Source organism: Bradyrhizobium sp. SZCCHNPS1003, assembly GCF_032381555.1.
Lineage (GTDB): Bacteria > Pseudomonadota > Alphaproteobacteria > Rhizobiales > Xanthobacteraceae > Bradyrhizobium.
Genome location: NZ_JAUHIU010000006.1, coordinates 312,855 through 331,459, shown reverse-complemented (window position 1 = coordinate 331,459; position 18,605 = coordinate 312,855). Strand labels below are relative to the sequence as shown.

General features: G+C 65.1%; 14 protein-coding genes. 10 read left to right on the top strand and 4 right to left on the bottom strand.

Annotated features, from left to right (window positions below):
* Nucleotides 1–26: 26 nt before the first annotated feature.
* The 9 genes from QX126_RS12685 to asnB all read left to right on the top strand — a co-directional run bounded on the left by QX126_RS12685 (nt 27) and on the right by asnB (nt 11,390).
* On the top strand, nt 27–569 hold the full coding sequence (locus tag QX126_RS12685) for a dTDP-4-dehydrorhamnose 3,5-epimerase (protein ID WP_315739478.1): 543 nt from the start codon (nt 27–29) through the stop codon (nt 567–569).
* Nucleotides 570–672: 103 nt separating this feature from the next.
* Nucleotides 673–1,641: a phytanoyl-CoA dioxygenase family protein gene (locus QX126_RS12680; RefSeq protein WP_315739479.1), complete on the top strand. Its 969-nt coding sequence runs from the start codon at nt 673–675 to the stop codon at nt 1,639–1,641.
* A 24-nt stretch (nt 1,642–1,665) separates the two neighbouring features.
* Nucleotides 1,666–3,033: a DUF4910 domain-containing protein gene (locus tag QX126_RS12675; protein ID WP_315739481.1), complete on the top strand. Its 1,368-nt coding sequence runs from the start codon at nt 1,666–1,668 to the stop codon at nt 3,031–3,033.
* Complete coding sequence (locus QX126_RS12670) at nt 3,030–4,187, top strand: glycosyltransferase (RefSeq protein WP_315739482.1); 1,158 nt, start codon at nt 3,030–3,032, stop codon at nt 4,185–4,187. Before QX126_RS12675 ends, QX126_RS12670 begins: the two co-directional genes overlap by 4 nt.
* 186 nt (nt 4,188–4,373) lie before the next feature.
* On the top strand, nt 4,374–5,873 hold the full coding sequence (locus QX126_RS12665) for a lipopolysaccharide biosynthesis protein (RefSeq protein ID WP_315739483.1): 1,500 nt from the start codon (nt 4,374–4,376) through the stop codon (nt 5,871–5,873).
* A 139-nt stretch (nt 5,874–6,012) separates the two neighbouring features.
* Nucleotides 6,013–7,314, top strand: a complete 1,302-nt coding sequence (locus tag QX126_RS12660) for a glycosyltransferase family 4 protein (RefSeq protein ID WP_315781259.1) — start codon at nt 6,013–6,015, stop codon at nt 7,312–7,314.
* Nucleotides 7,314–8,372, top strand: coding sequence for a Gfo/Idh/MocA family oxidoreductase (locus QX126_RS12655; RefSeq protein WP_315781257.1), 1,059 nt, complete (start codon nt 7,314–7,316; stop codon nt 8,370–8,372). The genes QX126_RS12660 and QX126_RS12655 overlap by 1 nt, the downstream gene beginning before the upstream one ends.
* Nucleotides 8,369–9,400 carry an NAD(P)-dependent oxidoreductase gene (locus QX126_RS12650; protein WP_315781255.1) on the top strand — a complete coding sequence of 344 codons (1,032 nt, stop codon included), beginning with the start codon at nt 8,369–8,371 and terminating at the stop codon, nt 9,398–9,400. Before QX126_RS12655 ends, QX126_RS12650 begins: the two co-directional genes overlap by 4 nt.
* Nucleotides 9,401–9,449: 49 nt before the next feature.
* Complete coding sequence (gene asnB / locus QX126_RS12645; RefSeq protein WP_315777010.1) at nt 9,450–11,390, top strand: asparagine synthase (glutamine-hydrolyzing); 1,941 nt, start codon at nt 9,450–9,452, stop codon at nt 11,388–11,390.
* Between the two features lie 38 nt (nt 11,391–11,428).
* Here the strand turns inward: asnB and QX126_RS12640 are convergent, their stop codons facing one another.
* The 3 genes from QX126_RS12640 to QX126_RS12630 all read right to left on the bottom strand — a co-directional run bounded on the left by QX126_RS12640 (nt 11,429) and on the right by QX126_RS12630 (nt 14,776).
* Nucleotides 11,429–12,205: an SDR family NAD(P)-dependent oxidoreductase gene (locus QX126_RS12640; protein ID WP_315781252.1), complete on the bottom strand. Its 777-nt coding sequence runs from the start codon at nt 12,203–12,205 to the stop codon at nt 11,429–11,431.
* Nucleotides 12,206–12,476: 271 nt separating this feature from the next.
* Nucleotides 12,477–13,748, bottom strand: coding sequence for an acyltransferase (locus QX126_RS12635; protein WP_315781251.1), 1,272 nt, complete (start codon nt 13,746–13,748; stop codon nt 12,477–12,479).
* Nucleotides 13,749–13,825: 77 nt separating this feature from the next.
* Nucleotides 13,826–14,776, bottom strand: coding sequence for a glycosyltransferase (locus QX126_RS12630; protein ID WP_315781249.1), 951 nt, complete (start codon nt 14,774–14,776; stop codon nt 13,826–13,828).
* Between the two features lie 267 nt (nt 14,777–15,043).
* Here QX126_RS12630 and QX126_RS12625 point away from each other — a divergent pair, with 267 nt between their 5' ends.
* Nucleotides 15,044–17,011, top strand: a complete 1,968-nt coding sequence (locus tag QX126_RS12625) for a glycosyl hydrolase family 28-related protein (protein ID WP_315781248.1) — start codon at nt 15,044–15,046, stop codon at nt 17,009–17,011.
* 29 nt (nt 17,012–17,040) lie between these two features.
* Here the strand turns inward: QX126_RS12625 and QX126_RS12620 are convergent, their stop codons facing one another.
* On the bottom strand, nt 17,041–18,435 hold the full coding sequence (locus QX126_RS12620) for an O-antigen ligase family protein (protein WP_315781246.1): 1,395 nt from the start codon (nt 18,433–18,435) through the stop codon (nt 17,041–17,043).
* Between the last annotated feature and the right edge of the window lie 170 nt (nt 18,436–18,605).

The following is an 18,605-nucleotide window of genomic DNA, read 5'->3' as shown; positions in this document are numbered from 1 at the left end:
CACGATTGGGCGAAGAGTTTTGAGCCATGAGGTTTGTCCAGCTGGGACGGTCGGATGCGCGGCTGATCGAGCTTACCGTTCGCTCCGACGAGCGCGGCAGCTTCACGCGGACTTGGTGCGCGAAGACCTTTGCGGAGCAGGGCGTCGCGTTTATCCCGGTGCAGGGCAACAGCTCGGTGACCCGTCTCCGCGGCACCGTCCGCGGCATGCATTTCCAGCGCGCGCCGAAGCCCGACGCCAAGATCGTCCGCTGCAGCGCCGGCTTGATCCATGACGTCATCGTCGACATCAGACCGGATTCTGCGACGCGCGGCGAGGTCTATGCCTGTGAGCTCGGTCCCTCGACGGCGCGGATGCTCTACGTCCCCGCGGGCTTTGCCCATGGCTTCCAGACGCTGACCGACGACGTGACGGTCGAGTATCTGATGGGTGAGGACTATGTCGAGGAGCTCTCGGACGGTTTTCGGCACGACGATCCGATGATCGGCATCCGATGGCCGCAGCCGGTGACGGTGTTGTCGGCCAAGGATGCCGCCTGGCCCTCGCTTGCTGAGCGGGAGCTGTGGTGAAGCAGCATGACGGCAGCTCGGTGTCTTGGGGGAGGAATCTGGCGGCCCCGGAGCGGCCCGATCGCCTCGAAGGTTCTGACTATTTGTCGAGGAGGATCACGGAATGACGAACATTTTCGTTGATGCCATCATGCCCGATCACGAGCGGCGCCAGAAACTGTACGAGGGTGCGCTGTTCCTGTACTCGCCGACGCCCTCGCTCGATGCGCTGGTCGCGTTTGCCAGGGAGCTGATCGAGGAGGCGTTTCATCCTTACGATCCGCGGACGGCGCAATTCGAGCTTCCTGTCGAGCGCTACGTCGAGATTCTCGTCAGGCTGAAGCCATTCTTCATTCATCACGCCCGGTCGAAGGAGCTGGTGCAGGGAGCGCTCCGCGAGCTTGGCTGCGATCCCGAGCTGACCTATTTCGACGTGCCGCGGCTGCGGTCGGCAACGAGCGATGACTATCTCACCACCGGGATCGCATTCGCATTCCACCCTCATCGCGACACCTGGTACTCGGCGCCGCCGTGCCAGCTCAACTGGTGGCTGCCGGTGTATGACATCGCGCCAGACAACGGCCTTGCATTCCACCCGCGCTATTTCGACGAAGCGATCAAGAACGGCTCCAGAAACTATAACTATTACGAGTGGAACCGGACCTCGCGGGCATCGGCGGCGCAGCACATCAAGACCGATACACGGGTGCAGCCGAAGCCGGAGCAGGAGATTGCACTGGATCCGCAGATCCGGGTGATCGCGCCGAGCGGCGGTGTCACGATCTTCTCCGGATCGCATCTGCATTCGTCGGTGCCGAATACCTCGGGCGTGACGCGGTTCAGCATCGATTTCCGTACCGTGCATTTTGCCGACGTCAGCGGCAGGCGCGGCGCCGTCAACGTCGACTCGGAGTCGACGGGCACGAACCTGCGCGATTTCCTGCGGGTGACCGATCTCGCGCGGCTGCCTGAGGAGGTCGTCGCGCCGTATGATCAGGTCGAGGCGCCCCGCGATCATCTGATCTATCAGCCGACGATCGTGCCGCTGGCGACAGGCGGTCTCGCAGCCGATGCCGCGCAGGCATCGGCCTGACGGATGATGCAAGGTTCGCAGGTCATGCTGGACATCCTCACATCATCGATTGGGCCGCGGGCGCCGGCGATCGATCTCCATGATCTGATTACGGAGCTGTTTCCAATCAACCGTAGCCTCACGGGAGCTGGGGTCCGTCAGACGCTCGAGATCGTCTCACGCTATGTCGACCTCGTGATTCACGAGGTGCCGTCCGGAACGCCCGTCCTCGACTGGCATGTGCCGGCGGAGTGGAACATTCGTCGCGCGACGATCTCGACCCTGTCCGGTCGCCGTCTCGTCGACTTCGCCGACAGCAATCTGCATGTGATGGGCTACAGCAGGCCGGTCCAGGCGGTGCTCAGCCGCGCTGAGCTTGCGAAGCACGTTCATACCTTGCCGGAGCAGCCTGATCTCATTCCATACCGGACCGGCTATTATGCCGACGATTGGGGGTTTTGCCTGCCGGATCGTCTCTGGCGGGAGATGACGGACGACAGCTACCACGTCGAGATCGACAGCGAGCTCTTGCAGGGATCGTTGACCTACGGCGAATTCTTCGTCCCCGGACAGACGGACAAGGAAGTCCTGATCACCTGCCACGTCTGCCATCCGAGCCTCGCCAACGACAATCTCTCAGGGATTGCCGTCATGACGGCGCTGGCGATGCGGCAAGCGCAACGGCCCCGCCGGCTCGGGTACCGATTTCTATTCCTGCCGGCAACGATCGGCGCGCTTGCATGGCTCGATCGCAACGAGCGGGATCTCGACCGTGTCGAACACGGCCTCGTCCTCACCTGTCTCGGCGACCCCAGTGGATTTCACTACAAGCAAAGCCGGCGGGGCGCGACCATCGATCGCGTCGTCGCGCATGTCCTGAAGCAATCAGGGCATCCTCACGAGATTCTGCCATTCAGTCCCTATGGATATGACGAGCGGCAGTTCTGCTCACCGGGATTCGATCTACCGGTCGGGTGCCTGATGCGCGGCGTGCACGGCACATTCCCCGAATATCACACCTCGGCCGACAATCTGAATTTCGTCAAGCCGGACTGTCTCGACCAATCCTACGCCGTCATCGAGGAGGTGCTGGATCTGCTCGATCGTGACTGCATCTACGAGCGCGTCGATGGGCGAGGGGAGCCGCAACTGGGACGGCGTGGTCTGTATCGCGCGATTGCCGGTCAGCGCGAGGCAGGTGGCGCGACGCAGATGGACCTCCTCTGGGTCCTCAATCTGGCGGATGGCAGGCACAGCCTGCTCGACATGGCAGTCCGGGCCGACGTTCCGTTCGCGCGAATCGAGGCCGCCGCACGGATCGCGCTGGACGCCGGCCTCGTTATCGTAACGTCATCGCCCTCTCCGTCAGCACCGGAGCATGTGAGCCGACAAGACCAGAGTGAGGCGTCATGAGTTCGCAACCGGGCAAGCCCCGCATCGCCGTCTTTTCACTCCGAAACATCTTCGGTAAGGCGCTCAATCGCGGCCCCCACGTCGAGTTCGAGGACATCATCTGCGAGGTCGATTCCGCCGAGCTGTTCGCGCCCGAGCTCGATCCGTCGCGCAGACGGGCGAGCTTCGCCACCCGGCTGGGCTACCACGCGCCCGTGCTGTTGAATCCTGGGATCGCGCGGATCCAGCCGCGGCAGCAATACGACGTTCTGTTCGCGATCTGTGGATTCCCGCAGGACCTGATCATGTTCGATGCGATCGAGGATCTGAGAGGTGCGTCCAGGACCTCGGTGTGTCTGCTGGACGAGCTATGGGTGAAGGAGATCGCCAAGCACCGGCATTTCCTGAAGATACTCGCCAAGTTCGACGTCGTGATGCCGTTCCAGATCAGTACGGTGCAGCCGCTCAGCGAGGAGATCGGCCAGGCTTGCGTGCATCTCCCGCTCGCCATCGACGCGATCCGCTTTTGTCCCTATCCCGATCCCCCCGAAAGGGTCATCGACGTCTTCAGCATGGGGCGCCGCTCCCGCGTCACGCACCAAACGTTGCTCGCGATGGCGCGGGACAGCGGCCTGTTCTATCTCCACGACACGATCGGCGGCAGCCAGGCCATCGACCTCCGGGAACACCGGGCCCAGATGGCAAACCTCGCCAAGAGGAGCAGGTATTTTCTGGTCAATCCCGGCAAGTTCGACGAGCCGCAGGAGACCGGGCGGCAGGTCGAGTTCGGCTACCGGTATTTCGAGGGCGCGGCATCGGGAGCCATCATGCTCGGTGAGCGTCCCGACAACGAACTCTTTCCGCGGTTGTTCGACTGGCCCGAGGCGATGGTCGACGTGCCGCACACGTCGCCCGACATCGACCGGGTCATCAGGGAGCTGGACGGTGACCCGGTCCGGCAGGACCGGATGCGGCGAAGCGGCATGGCCCAGACCTTGATGCGGCACGACTGGGTGTATCGGTGGGAGACGATCCTGGAGGCCACGGGTCTGCAACCGATGCCGGGCGTCGCTGCACGCAAGGATCGGCTGAAGAGGCTGGCCGAGATGGCGGCCGGTCCGGGGGTGGCGCGCGAGCATGAATTAGATCGCGAGCCGGCATTGTTGGCGCAGTGATGTTTCAATCCTTCTCTCCGCCACAAAGTGGCGTCATCGCGCCCCGGCGGCCCATGTTTCGGCTGCAGACGATTTTATACCGGCTGCATTTCGACGATTGGATGTTTCATTGCCCTGTACGGATCTGTTTGGCCGTGACTGGGAATAGGAAAGTTGGTTGCAATGTTTGAAAGCGATTGAACGGAGATGTCGGAAGCCGTCGCCGCCTATTTCGAGGAACATCGGGAGTCGAACGATCTCGGACGCCGCGCGTTGCGCGGAGGTCTGATTTCCATCGTCATCCAATACGGCAATGCCGTGCTCCAGATCGGAGCGGCCATCGTCCTGGCCCGGCTGCTCGCGCCGGAGGATTTCGGGCTCGTCGCCATCATCACCGTGCTGACGAGCTTCGCGCCGCTCCTGATCGACTTCGGCCTGCTCGACGCCACCGCCCAGCGCAGCAGGATCACACCGGCCCAGGTCAGCGGCCTGTTCTGGGTCAGCACCGGCATCGGCGCGGCGGTGGCGATCGTCGTCGCTGCATCCAGTCCGCTGATTGCCTGGGTCTACGGTGATCCGCGACTGGAGCCGATCGCGCTCTGCGTCGCGATCACCTTCGTGCTGTCCGGGCTGACCAATCAGCACATGGCGCTGCTCCGGCGCACGCTGCAGTTCGGCCGCATCGGTCGGATCCAGCTGTTCGGCACGCTGGCGGGGACGGTTGCCGCCGTCGCCATGGCATTCGAGGGCTACGGCTATTGGGCGCTGGTCATTCGCCCCGTCGTGACATCGATCTGCGTCGTGGTCGCCGCGTGGTCAGCCTGCCGTTGGCGGCCCAGCGCGCCGGTGTTCGACGCCGAGGTGCGATCGATGGTGCGTTTTGGCCTCCACGTGGTCGGATTCACTGTGGCCTATACGTTGTCACGGGCGGTGGACCGGATCGCGCTCGGTCTGCTCTACCGGCCCGATCAGGTCGGGTACTACCAGAATGCGATGAACCTGTACGACAACTCGATCTATGCGGCGCTCAATCAGACGCATGCGGTGGGAAGCTCGGCGCTCAGCAAGCTGCAGACCAATCCGGTCGCGCTGCGGCAGAAGTACGAGGCGGCGCTCTCGATCCTGGCCTTCTTCGTGATGCCGGCGGCGGCGATCCTCTCCGTCACCGCCGAGGACCTGACCGTCGTCCTGCTCGGGCAGAAGTGGCAGGCTGCGGGAGCGCTGCTCAGCATCATCGCGCTGCGCGGCATTTCGCACGTCGTCGAGGGCTCGCAGGGCTGGCTGCATCTGTCGCTCGGAAGGGCGGACCGGTGGCAGACCTGGGGGATCATCTCGCTCGTCGCGCAGGTCGTTGCGGTGCTGGTGGGGCTGCCATTTGGGCCGGTCGGCGTGGCCTGGGGCGTCGTGGTCGGATACTCGCTGATCGCCCTGCCGTCGGTCATGTATGCCGGACGTCCGATCGGCATCGGTGCGGAGGTCGTGATCCGGGCCGTCGGACCGCAGACCATCGGCGCCGTCGCGACCGCAGCTGCCGGCTGGTGGCTGCAAGCCGCGCTTCTAGGGGCCTATCCCGTCCTCCTGCGCATGTTCCTGTCCGGGTGCTTCTGCGGCTGTCTCTATCTCGCGATCGTCGTCGGCGTGTTCCGGGTCCGCGAGCCGCTCAGGATCGCAGGTACGATCGTGCAGGATTTCGCCGGCAAGCGCTGAGAGGGAGCGAAAGGGGGCTCGGACAGCACCGCATGTCGCGATTAACTATCGCAATCATTGAATACCCCATATAAAACATCCCGTGATTTAAATTCTTTAAATGGTCATGGCCAGCGACAACCACCCGGACTTGGATGTGATGGAGGCGGCTCCTGCGCCGTCGGCGCAGCGCGAACCCGAATGGTCCGCAGCCGGTTTCGCCGACCGACGGCGGCTCAGCATCCTCAGCGTCTCGCACATGCCGGCGAGCCCGCCGCGGTTCGGGGCACAGGCGCGCATGCACGGGCTGATGACCCAGCTCGCGCGCCGCCACGACCTCACGGCGGTGATGCTGGTCGATGACGCCTTCGACATCGACGAGTGTCGGCGGGCCATGCAGGCCTATTGCCGCGACGTGGTGCTGGTGCCGAACCCCTACGGCCGTGACGGTCTGGCGAAGCGGCTGCTGCAGCTGCGCTCGCTGGTCTCGTTGCGCAGTTTCGATCGGCTGCGCGTGGCCCTGCCGGAGCTGCAGCGGGCGCTGGATCGGGTGCTGCGGACGACACCGTTCGACATCGTCAATCTCGAATTTCCCTATCTCGGCCACTGCATGTTCCGTCAGGCGCCGGCCGGCGCGCCGCGGCCGCGGCTGATCGTGGACTCGCATGAGATCGCCTATGATCTGGCGCGGCAGTTCGCCGCCACGGGCGCGAGTCTGGGCCGCCGGCTCTACGCCGGTGCGAACTGGCGCAAGCTGCGCCGCGAGGAGATCGCGGCCTATCGCGAAGCCGATGGCGTTTATCTCTGCAGCGCGGACGACGAGAAGCGTCTGCATGACGACGTTCCGAACGCCCGCACTGCGGTCATTCCCAACGCCGCCGATATCGACTTCTATCAGCCGCGCAGCACCGACCCCGCGCCCGACGGCCGGACGCTGGTCTATTTCGGACTGCTGTCGACGGTGCCGAACATCGATGCGGTCACGCATTTCGTGCGGGACATCTGGCCTCGTATCGCCGCGCGGCATCCGGATGCGCGCTGCAAGATCATCGGCGGACGGCCGCCGCCGGCATTGACGGCGCTGGCCGGGCCGCGGATCGAGCTGACCGGCTTCGTGCCGGACCTGCGGCCGCACCTCGCCGCGGCCGCGGCGGTGATCGTCCCGCTGCGGCTCGGTGGCGGCACGCGGCTGAAGATCGTCGAGGCCATGGCGATGGGCAAGGCGATCGTCTCGACCAGCCTGGGAGCCGAGGGCATCGAGGCCATGCCCGGGCGCGACATCCTCATCGCAGACGAGCCCGACGCCTTTGCGGGCGCGGTCGATCGGTTGCTGGCCGAGCCCGATCTTGCGGCGCGGATCGGCGGCGCGGCGCGGCAGGTGGCGGTCGAGAAGTATGCCTGGAGCTCGGCGGCTCAGGCGCTTGAAGATTTCTACTGCGAGATCCTGGAGACAAGATCGTGATGAAGGCCGCGCTCATCGGGGCAGGGCAGATCGCCCGCCAGCATCTGGCCTGTCTCAACAGTTTGCCGGGCGTTCAACTGGCCGGCATCTGTGATCTGTCGCCGGCGACGGCGGAGGCCGCAGCCGAGCGTTACGCCATCCCGTCTTGGTTCACCGATCATCGTGCGATGCTGCAGACCGTCCGGCCCGATGTGGTGCATGTGACGACGCCGCCGACCTCGCATTTTCGGCTGGCGATGGACGCGCTCGAGGCCGGCGCGCATGTGATCGTGGAGAAGCCCGCGACCTCGACCTTCGACGAGCTGCAGACCCTGACGTTGCGCGCCAAGCAGACCGGCCGCCATGTCGTCGAGGACTACAACTACGTCTTCAACCGGGCACCGCAGGAGATCCTGCGTCGCATCGAGACCGGCGAGTTCGGCGCCGTCACCCATGTCGACGTGCAGATATGCCTCGACATCCTCGGTCCCGACGGTTTTGCCGATCCGAACTCGCCGCATCCGGCGCTCAGCCTTGCGGGCGGTGCGATCGCCGACTTCCTGCCGCATCTCGCCTCGCTGTCACATGCCTTCGTCGGCCCGCATCGCAACGCGCATACCGTCTGGAGCAAGCGCAAGCCGTCGCCGCTTCCGTTCGACGAGTTTCGCAGCGTCGTCGAGGCCGAGCGTGGCACGGCGACGCTCGGCTTCAGCGCGAGCGCTCAGCCCGACGCGTTCTGGCTGCGGGTCTATGGCGAGCGGATGCAGGCGACCGCCAATCTGTTCGAGACGCGGCTGACGTTCGACGGCCCCCGCAACGTGCCGAAGCCGCTGCGCCCGTTCTTCAGCGGACTGGAGGAGGGCCGCGACATCCGTCGTGCCGCGCTGTCGACCCTGCTGCGCAAGTTCAAGGGTCCAGGGGCCTATGAGGGGCTGTGGGAGTGCCTCGCTCGCACCTATCAGGCGCTTGGCTCGGGAGCATCCTTGCCGATCACGATGGAGGACGTCCTCGCGGTCAATCGGATGATCGAAGCGATGAAGCCGACGGAGCAGGCGGACATGAGGAAGCTGGCGATATGAAAGCCCTGGTCACGGGCGCCAACGGGTTTCTCGGCCGGCATGTCGTCGATGCGCTGCTGGCCCGCGGCATTGAGGTTCGCGCCATGGTGCGTCCGGCGACGCGCGTTGACGCGCTTGGCTGGCCGTCGTCGGTCGACATCGTCAGGGCCGACCTGCGCACCTCGCGCGACCTTGTTCGCGCGTTCGAGAATGTGGATGTGCTGATCCATCTGGCGGCCGTGGTCGCCGGCGGCGAGGATGCGCAATTCGCCGGCACGGTAGGCGGCACCGAGCGGCTGCTCGAGGCGATGGCGGGCAGCGCCTGCCGCCGGCTCGTGCTGTGCAGCAGCTTCTCTGTCTACGACTACACGGCGACGCGCGATATCCTCGACGAAAGCGCACCGCTCCAGCAGACACCTGATGTCTACACCCGCGGCGGCTACACCGTCGCCAAATGGTGGCAGGAGCGGGTGACACGCCGTTATGTCGAGAAGCACGGCTGGGACCTCACCATCCTGCGTCCCGGCTTCATCTGGGGACGCGGTCACGGCTATCTTGCGGCGCTCGGCCAGCAGATCGGGCGCCACCACGTCGTGATCGGGCCGCTGACCCGCATCCCCATGACCCACGTCGAGAACTGCGCCGATGTCTTCGCGCTGGCCGCCGCAGATCCGCGGGCGATCGGCCAGACGCTGAACGTCGTCGACGGTCCCGGCGAGCGGGTCTGGACTTATCTGTCAGACTACATGCGCGGCACCGGCGAGCGCGGCCTCCGGTTGCCCATCCCGCATTGGCTCGCCAGCAGCACCGTACGGCTGGCGTTTGCGACCGTGTTCAGGCGGGCCACGAAAGTGCCGGCGATCCTGACGCCCAAGAAATTCGACGCGATGCTCAAGCCGCTGCGCTTCGACAATCGCAAGCTGAGGGATACGCTCGGCTGGACGCCGCCGCTCGACTACGAACAATGTCTGGCGCGGACCTATGGTCCGTTGCCGGCTTTGGCGGCAGCGCCGGCGTCTTGGTCGTCTGGAACGGCTGCTTCCATTTGAGGGCCGCGTCCGCCATTTTGACGTCGCGCGTCTCAAGCGGATTGTTCTGATGTGTGGCATCGCTGGGATCATCGGACGGGTGGACGACGACAACCGCGCAGCGCTGCAGCGGATGAACGACGCCATGCTCCATCGCGGTCCGGATGCCGGGGGAATTTGGGCCTCGGCCGCGGACGAGCGTGGCTGGGGCGCGCTGCTGGCGCACCGCCGGCTCGCGATCCTCGATCTGTCGCCCGCCGGTGTGCAGCCCATGATCGATCCGGTCACCGGGCACGTCATCGTCTTCAACGGCGAGATCTATAATTTTGCCGATCTGCGGCAGCGTCTGGTCAACGACGGCCAGCAGTTCAGCTCGACGGGCGATACCGCGGTGATGCTGCGCGCGCTCGGCCTGCATGGGCCAAAGGCGGTGGCCTGGTTGCGCGGCATGTTTGCGTTCGCCTGCTGGGACCCGAAGGAGCGCCGGCTGCTGCTGGCGCGCGATCCCCTTGGCATCAAGCCGCTGTACGTCGCCCGCGCGTCGAAGCCCGATGCGGGCTGGTCGGTGGCCTTCGCATCCGAGCTGCGCGCTCTCCTGGCGTCCGGTCTTCTGGGCAGGCCCCAGCTCGATCCGCAGGCCGTCGCCAGCGGCGTCTGGAACGGCTTCGTGGTCGGCCCCGGCACGGCGGTCAAGGGGGTCGAGCTGCTGTCTTCCGGCCATCTCACCGCGTTCGACGGCGTCGGCAACACCATCCGCGACGAGGATTTCTGGTCGATCCCCGAGCGCGCCCCGGACCCGACGATGGATGAGGATCAGCTTGCCGCGATCCTGGAGGAGGGGCTGAGGCTGCATCTCGCCAGCGACGTGCCGCTTGCGGTGTTTCTCTCGGGCGGCGTCGATTCCTCGGTCATGGCCAATCTGGCACAGCGTGCGGCCAAGAGCCGGATCCACACCTTCACGCTGGCGTTCGAGGAGCAGGAGCTGAACGAGGGGCCGATCGCGCGGCAGATCGCCGCCGCGATCGGGACCGAGCATCACGAGGTGGTGCTGACCGAGCAGCACTTCGTCGACAACCTCGAAGCGGCGCTCGACAGCCTGGACCAGCCGACCTTCGACGGCCTGAACTCCTACTACATGTCGCATGCCATCCGCGGCGCAGGCTTCACGGTGGCGCTGTCGGGTACCGGTGGTGACGAGCTGTTCGGCGGCTACACGTCGTTTCGCGACCTGCCGGTCCTGCAGCAATGGTCGAAGCATACGGCCTGGGTGCCGGCCGGCCTGAAGGTTGCTGCGGCGAAGCTGGCTGCCAATATGCTGTCACCCTCGGGCGGGACGGTCGCGCCGCAGACGCGCTGGGCCAAGCTCCCGGAGATGGTTCGACGCGGCGATGATCTTCTGGCGCTCTACCAGATGGCCTATGCGCTGTTCCTGCCCGGTTTTCAGCGCGAGCTGCTCGCGCCGGACCTCGTCGATACGCTGAGCGATGGGCTTCCGGCCGCGATGAGAGCGAAGATCACCGCGGAGACCCGCGCACGCGCCCCGCTGTCGGCGATCAGCGTCATGGAGCAGCGCCTGTTTCTGGGCGAGCGTCTGCTGCGCGACAATGACGTGGCGAGCATGGCGGCCTCGCTGGAGCAGCGGGTGCCGCTGGTCGATCAGGTGCTGTTCGAAAGCGTCGACCGGCTGCCCGATGCGACGCGCTATCAGCCGCTGCGAAGCAAGGCGATGCTCAGGCGGATCGGCCTGCGTGGCCTCGATCCGTCGCTGTTCGACCGGCCGAAGAGCGGCTTCGTGCTGCCGCTCGATCGCTGGATCCGGCGCGGCCTGCAGGATGCAATGGACCGGACCCTGCGGGACCCGCAGGCCGTTGCGCCGGTGGGGCTGGACCCCACGGCCGTGGAGCGCCTCTGGCGCGCCTTCCTCGATGGCGCTCCGGGGATCTATTGGTCGCGCGTATGGTCGATCTATGTGTTCGTGCGCTGGTGCCACCGTCACCGCGTCTTCCGCTGACGTCCGACATCAGAAGAGCCGGCGCCAGATGCGCGTGCTCAGGCCTCCGGCATGACGCTTCCGCCGCACACCGGCACGCGAACGCCGGTCACGAAGCTTGCGAGGTCCGAGGCCAGAAACGCGATCATGTTGGCGACGTCCTGATCGTAGCCGCGCCGTCCGAGCGGCACGGACCGCTCGTAGAGCGGCTGCACCTCGTCACGGTCACGACGGTCCTTGTCGGAGATGACCCAGCCCGGGGCGACCTGATTGACCGTGATGCCATGCGGTCCGAGCTCCCGCGCCAGGGACCGCAGCATGCCGTCCGTGGCGCATTTGGCTGCCGTGTAGGGCGCTCGGTTGGGCAGAGCCAGGCTCGTCATCTCCGTGCCGAGAGAGATCAGGCGTCCCCATTTTCGCTCGATCATTGGGCCAGAAAACACCCGCGCGGTGGCCCAGGCCTGCAGGACCGAGGAGCGAAACACCTTGTCGAACTGGTCGGGTGTCTGCTCGACGACGGGACGTTCGTCGAACCATGTCACTGCATTGTTCACGACGATGTCGACGGGGCCGAGCGTGCTCTCGGCGATGCAGCGCATCGCCTGGACATCTTCAAGCACGGCAACGTCACCCGACATCGTACACGCGTGCTGCGGCTGAAGCTCGTTCAGCTCATCGCAGAGTCGTTCGGCAGCAGCGCGTGCCGTCAGATAGTGGATGGCGACCTTGGCACCACAGGCTGCCAACGTCCGGGCGATCGGACGGCCGAGTTCTCCGGCCGCTCCCGTGACCAGCGCGACCTTGCCCGACAGATCGATCTGGAGCGGTGACCTCAACGGTCTCAGCGCCGGATCGTCCGGCAGGGGACCGAGCGTATTTCGTCGAATTCGTCGTGCAACTGCGCTCGCGATCCGCATCCACCCGTCCCCCGAAAGTATTCGTTGGCTCGGGTCGAGTATTAAATGCGCGATTAAATAAATTGAATTGCACAATTTGCCGCATTTGTTCGGGTGGGTGCACCGATCGGTTCATAAGGGCGCCCGGGCCCGGTACGCGCTCTTGGTGCCGGCTGCAGCAGCCGGTGAGCGTTGACGAGGGCCGATGCGCTCAGGATGCGCGTGTCGTCGGACTCTCGACGAGACGGTCGCCAAGCGGCCAGTCTGCGCCAGATGTATCCTGCGCTCGGCCTACGGCAGGCACCGGCCTGAACTTGTGCCGGAGCTGCCTGAAATACGGCTCGATGAAGCGCTCGATGGCCGCCGCATAGAGGACCGAGATCAGGAGCGCGAGCGGAAACAGGATGTAGGGTTTGGCGGCGATAGCGGGCAAGTTCTTGTCGATCGTTCGGATCACGACGTTGTGGATCAGATAGATCGCGTAGGAATAGGTGCCGAGCGTCATCACCCAGGCGTGATTGAGATGACGAAACAGCGGCGCGTCGGCGAAGCGGACCGCGAAGTAGAACAGCGGCATCAGCGCCAGTCCCTGAAGGCTGTAGCGGGCGGTCTCCCGGAACACCGGATCACGGTAGATCAGGGAGACCAGCAGCGCCGCCGCGGCGCCGGCGAGCAGCGCCCATTGAGCCACCGACATCCGTCCTGAGGAAGAGCGCTGCCGCACCGGGGTCATGACCAGCGCCAGAATGCAGCCATAGGCGATCGAGTCGATGCGGGTGTCCGAGGCGTAATAGGTGCGGTCGGAGAAGAATTCCGGGGCGTGCACCAGATGGATGCGCCAGGCGAGGACGCCGAGACAGACGAGCCCGAGCAGCGCGCCGATGGTGCGCGGCCGCAGCACCGATCCGAGCAGCAGGGTCATCAGCAAGGGATAGACGATGTAGAAGTGCTCTTCGACCGCCAGGGACCACAGAATGCCGGTGCCGTCGGGAACCGTATTGCCTGGATCGAAGAACAGGCCGTAGTAGTTGGCGAAATACAGGACCTGGGCCGCCAGCCCCTTGGCGGTCATTCCGCCGTCCAGCAGGCCCGCGGCGGTGAGACCGTAAGCGATCGCCAAGGACAGCAGCAAAGGCGGCATCAGCCGGAACACGCGCCGCGCATAGAAGCTGGGAACGTCGAGCGCGCCGGTGCGCTCATGCTCGGCGAGCATGAGCGTGGAGATCAGGAAGCCGCTCAGGAAGAAGAAGATGGTGACGCCGAAGCCGCCGGGGACCATGGCCTGAAGTCCGGAATGGCCCAGGACCACGATCAGCACCGACAGCGCGCGGATGCCGTCGAGTGATGGAATGAGCAGGGATGCGCTGCCATGCGCGTTCTTCCCGCGTGACGCTGTCGGCGCGGCCGCACCGCCGTCGACAGCCGTCATCGGCGGCACGGCGGAAGCATCACGAAGGCGGCTGAACTCGAGAATGTTGGCCATGCTGTCCAAATGGAGTCGGAGAAACACCTAGCTTCGCAATTCTCGCGTCAGTACCGCGGCGATCTGTCCGCCGAGCGTCATCGCGTATCGGCTGCGGCGTGGCTGGCCCGCCAGAGCTGAGCCCGCTCCGCATCGATCCGGGCCGTCGCGGCGCGCTTGCCCAGGCGCAGGCAGGCGTGCTGATACGCGCGGAGGAAGCGCCGGAACTCGAGATCGTCGTAGCGCGGCAGGCCCGCCAGCCAGCTCCGGAAATAGCCCCACAGCATCGCTGCGCTGCCGATCAAGGCGGGATAGGCCGGCAGGTGATAGACCGCCACCGCGAACTGGTACAGCGGCGACGTTCCCATGAAGTACTGGCCGAAGCCCTTCCGCAGGCGTCCAGTCCAGATGCCCTTGTGACTGGCGCCCTGCGGCCGCAGATGGATGAAGCGCAGTGCTTCGGTATCGATGCTCTCGGCGATCCAGCCGAGCATGCGGCAGCGGTGGCAGTCGATGCCGTCCCACATGACCTGGCGCACGAAGCCGCCGATCTCCTGGAAGCAGGCGACGCGGTAGAACTTGGTCATCCCGACCGACATCTCGTCGCCGCAGACCTCAGGCTCCAGGGCGCCGGTCTGCGGGTGGACGAACCACGGCTTGCCTGAGGTGGTCCCGACCCGCGGATCGCTCTCCATTCGTTCCATCAGCAGCTCGAAGTAGCGCCCGGGCAGATCGAGGTCCATGTCGAGCTTGCAGAGATAGTCGAAATCCTCCAGCCGCACGCTATCCAGGCCGGAATAGAACGCCTCGATCACGCCAGGACCGACCTTGCGTCCGCCGCGATCGGCGCGGCGGATCACGCGCAGATAGGGCAGGCGCTGGGCGTACTCCTCGAGAATGGCGGGGGTGTCGTCGGTCGATCCGTCGTCCACCACGATCCATAGCGCCGGCGGCACCGATTGCGCAGCGACGCTGTCGAGAGTCCGGCGGAGGTACTGGCCCTCATCCCGGCAGGGCGAGACGAGCAGGTAGCGGCGCGATGGCGTCACGTATCAAATCCCTTGCGGAAGACGGAAGGACCGATGCAAACCTGCCGCGAGCAGGGGAGTCACCGGTCGCCTTTCAATAAATTAAATCGTGATTTAATATTATGTCATGGCGCGTGTCAAAGTCATGGTGTTTTTAGATCGGCGCGCCCTTTCAATGTGTGGTCGGTCCTGCGAGAAGGTCCCATGGATAGCGTCCGCCTCGTGATCCCCGGTTGCACTCAGGCTCAGTCCCGGTCGTCTGCACGGGTGTCGCGCCGGATCGATGCCGTGGGCATCCGGGCGCTTTGCACGGCAGCGCTTGCCCTGCTGATCCTCAGCGGAGCTGCCGAGGCCGCCGAGCCGGCCGCGTCCACCCGGCCGGCATTGGCCGGCAGTCTCCTGCCGGCGGAGCGCCTGGCCGCCTGGAATCCGGGGTTGATGTCAGCCGGCGGTATTCCGAGCCGCACCATCATTTATCGCACGCTGTCTCCGAGCGGGAGAGATGACAGCGGCGCGATCCAGGCCGCCTTGAACGCTGCGCCCGCCGGCCGGGTCGTGATGCTCAACCCCGGTACGTTCATCGTCAACGAGCCGCTCTTGATCAGTCGCCCGGTCACGCTGCGCGGCGCGGGCGCAGGTGCGACCAGGCTGGTGAAAACCAATGGCGCACGCGCACGAACGTCGGCCGTGATTGCCGGCACGAAGGGAATCCTCACGCCGGTCGACCCGAGCTCGTACAGTTATGATCCCAAGCCTGTCGTCATCGTCGGACCTTCGCGCTGGAACAATGGCCCCGACAGCAGCGCGTCGCAGAACCTGCTGGCCGACGGCGATCAGGGAACGTCGACCGTCACCCTCGCCAGCGCCGCGAACTTGAAGCCGGGCGATTTCGTCCTGCTCGACGAGGTCTCAGGCGCATCGTGGCAGGCGACGCCTGCCGGTTTTCCGGCGGGAGCGAAGGTCTGGCAAGGCGATCGCGTCGCCTGGAACATGCACGATCCGGTTCAGCCGGGCGATGACAATGGCGGGGCGAATGCCGGAGGTCCCTTTGACCAGACTCCCGGTGTGCTGCCGAAGCCGATGTCGTGGTTCGCCCGCGCCGACCGGGCGACCGCCGAGATCAAGGAGATCGCCTCGGTGACCGGGAGCACGGTGACATTCACCTCGCCGCTCACGATCAGCTATCGCAGGGATCACCAGGCGCAGCTCACGCCCTACAGCACCGACCCGAACAGCGGTCGCCACGCCGCCAATCATCGCGACATCCACGTTGCCAATGTGGGCGTCGAGGATCTGAGCATCGTCGGTGGAGCGGACGGCGCGTTGCGGTTCGAAGCCGCCGCTTACTCCTGGGCCAGATCCGTCGAGGTGACGCAGTGGCTCGGCGAGGGCGTGGCGATCAATAATTCGTTCCGGGTCGAGCTCCGCGATTCCTACATTCATACCGGCTCGTGGCCGCAGCCGGGCGGCGCCGGATACGCGATCAGCCTGGCGGCGGGCTCCTCGGAGGTCCTGATCGAGAACAACATCCTCGTCGACGTCTGCAAGAACATGGTGTTCCGGTCGTCCGGCGCCGGCAGCGTCGTCGGCTATAACTATGTCGACGACTCGTTCGATTTCGACAACCCCGGCTGGGTCGAGGTCGGCATCAACGCATCGCACATGGCCGGCGCCCATCACGTCCTGTTCGAAGGCAATCTGTCCCACAATGCCGACAGCGACTACACCCATGGCAACGCGATCTATCTGACCTTTTTCCGCAACCATCTCACGGGGCAACGCCAGCGCTTCGTCGATCGTTCAGGCATTCGAGCCGTGGGTCTCGCATATGGCTCGTGGTGGGATTCGTTCGCCGGCAACGTGCTGGGTCGGCCGGGACGCATGAGCGGTTGGACCTACGACGATCCTTCGATGCAGGCCGGCACGGCGGTTTGGGGGCAGGGCGGTGTCGGCAACGTCTGGATGCTTGGTTACGATCCGGAGCGATGGACCATGGCGCCAGACCCGAAGACGCTGGCCACGGTGATCCGCGGTGGCAATTTCGACTATCTCACCAGCAAGGTGGTCTGGACCGACGGCCTCGCGGCGCAGCCGCTCCCGGCGTCGCTGTATCTGAGCGCCAAGCCGGGCTTTTTCGGCAATCATCCGTGGCCCTGGGTGGATCCGACCGGCGATACGAAGCTGCATACGTTGCCGGCCAAAGCGAGATTCGATGCGGGCACGCCGTTCGCGGCGACGCCGGGAACAACGCAATAGAGCTGGCGTGAGGCTCCAACGGGTTTCCGTCAGGTGCGGACACCGAGTCGCGGCCGCCATGCCGGTCGTGTGCGGCTCCAACGAGCCGGTCGCCTGCTCACGGGCTGAGGAGAGGCGGGCATGCTCTGTTGCGACCTCCGCCAGTATCGCGCGGCCTCGACCGTGACGAGCACGAACACGACCCAGGACACGTCGAAAGCGCGCAGCCACAAGGTCTCGAGAAAATCATACAACATGACGAACAAGGCGACGGACAGCAGGATCCACGCTCGCTTGTAGTCGTAGCGCGCCACGCGACCGATGACGTGAACGGTGGCCGCCAGAAAGACGAGGAGAAAGGCAAGACCCACATAGCCCAGCTCGAGCATCGCATCATAATAGCCGTTGTGGGAGTTCGGCATGGCCTTCACCCAGCCAGGTGCCTCGGTGATGCTCGGTGCGTCTGCCCCGACCAGCCAGAAGCTCTGATAGCCCCATCCCAGGAGCGGCCTCTTCGCGATCTCCATCTCCGAAAAGGCCCATATGGTCGTCCGGCCGGTGAAGCTGGAATCGCCCGTCAGCAGATAGGCGATGCGGCCGGTCGTGAAGCCCGCGAGCTCGCCGAACATGAAGTAGCCAAGGATCATCGCGGTGAGAATCAGAATCGGCGCAAGCCGCAGCGTTCTCGCGATCGCGAGCGTCAGGATGGCCAGGACGGGAGCGACCAGAGCGAGACCGAGCGCAGTCTTCGAGCTCGAGAAGAAGATCAGGGCGATGGCAGCGACGGCAACGACGATCCCGAGCGCGCGGCGGGTTCCGGGATAGAGCAACTCGTGAATCGAGAGCAGGAACGCAATGGCGGCAAACTCGCCCAGCAGGTTCTTTCCTGAGAAATAGCCCTGGTAGCCGATGTCGACCAGCGTGTTGCCGTATAGCGCGTAGGTCGCATAGCCGCCGGGAAGCAATAGTATGTTGAGGATCACGCCGACCGCGAAGCAGAGGAACACTCCGCGCATGATGTTGGCGTTCGGGTTCGACAACAAGGCGGGCAGCACGACGGCGGTCAGAACCATCGCTTCCTGGACGAAGCGGACGAAGGCGAACTCGGGTTTGAATGCCCATCCGATGCTGGCGCCTGCCAATCCGAAGTAAGCGCAGAGAGCGATGATGTTGGGCGGAAGGGCAAGCCGGTCGCCGCGGGCCAGGCGTTGCATCGCAACGACGATGGCGACGGCTGCGAGGACCGGCCAGAAGACCCGGTTCTCAATCCGGCTCTCGAGCAGGCCCTGGAGCCCCGCCGACGGTGGGAAGCTGAAATAGATCAGCGGCTGAATGAGGGACGAGTAGGCGAAGGCCAGCACCGGTATCAGCGCGCAGACGTCGAACGTCCCCGCAGAGGCCCGCGGCCCGGCCGACATCGACGTCGTCGCTGAAATTCTCGGCATCACAATCTGGCTCAGACATTCGAACGGGGCGGCCGGGCCGGCAGCCGCCAGGAATATTGTCGAGCGATATTATCCAGAGATGCAATTAAATAAAAGCGCCTCGTTGTGCGCCTGGGAGACATTGCTGCGACTGCGCCGCAAATCTGCTCTGGTATTCACAAATAAATCGT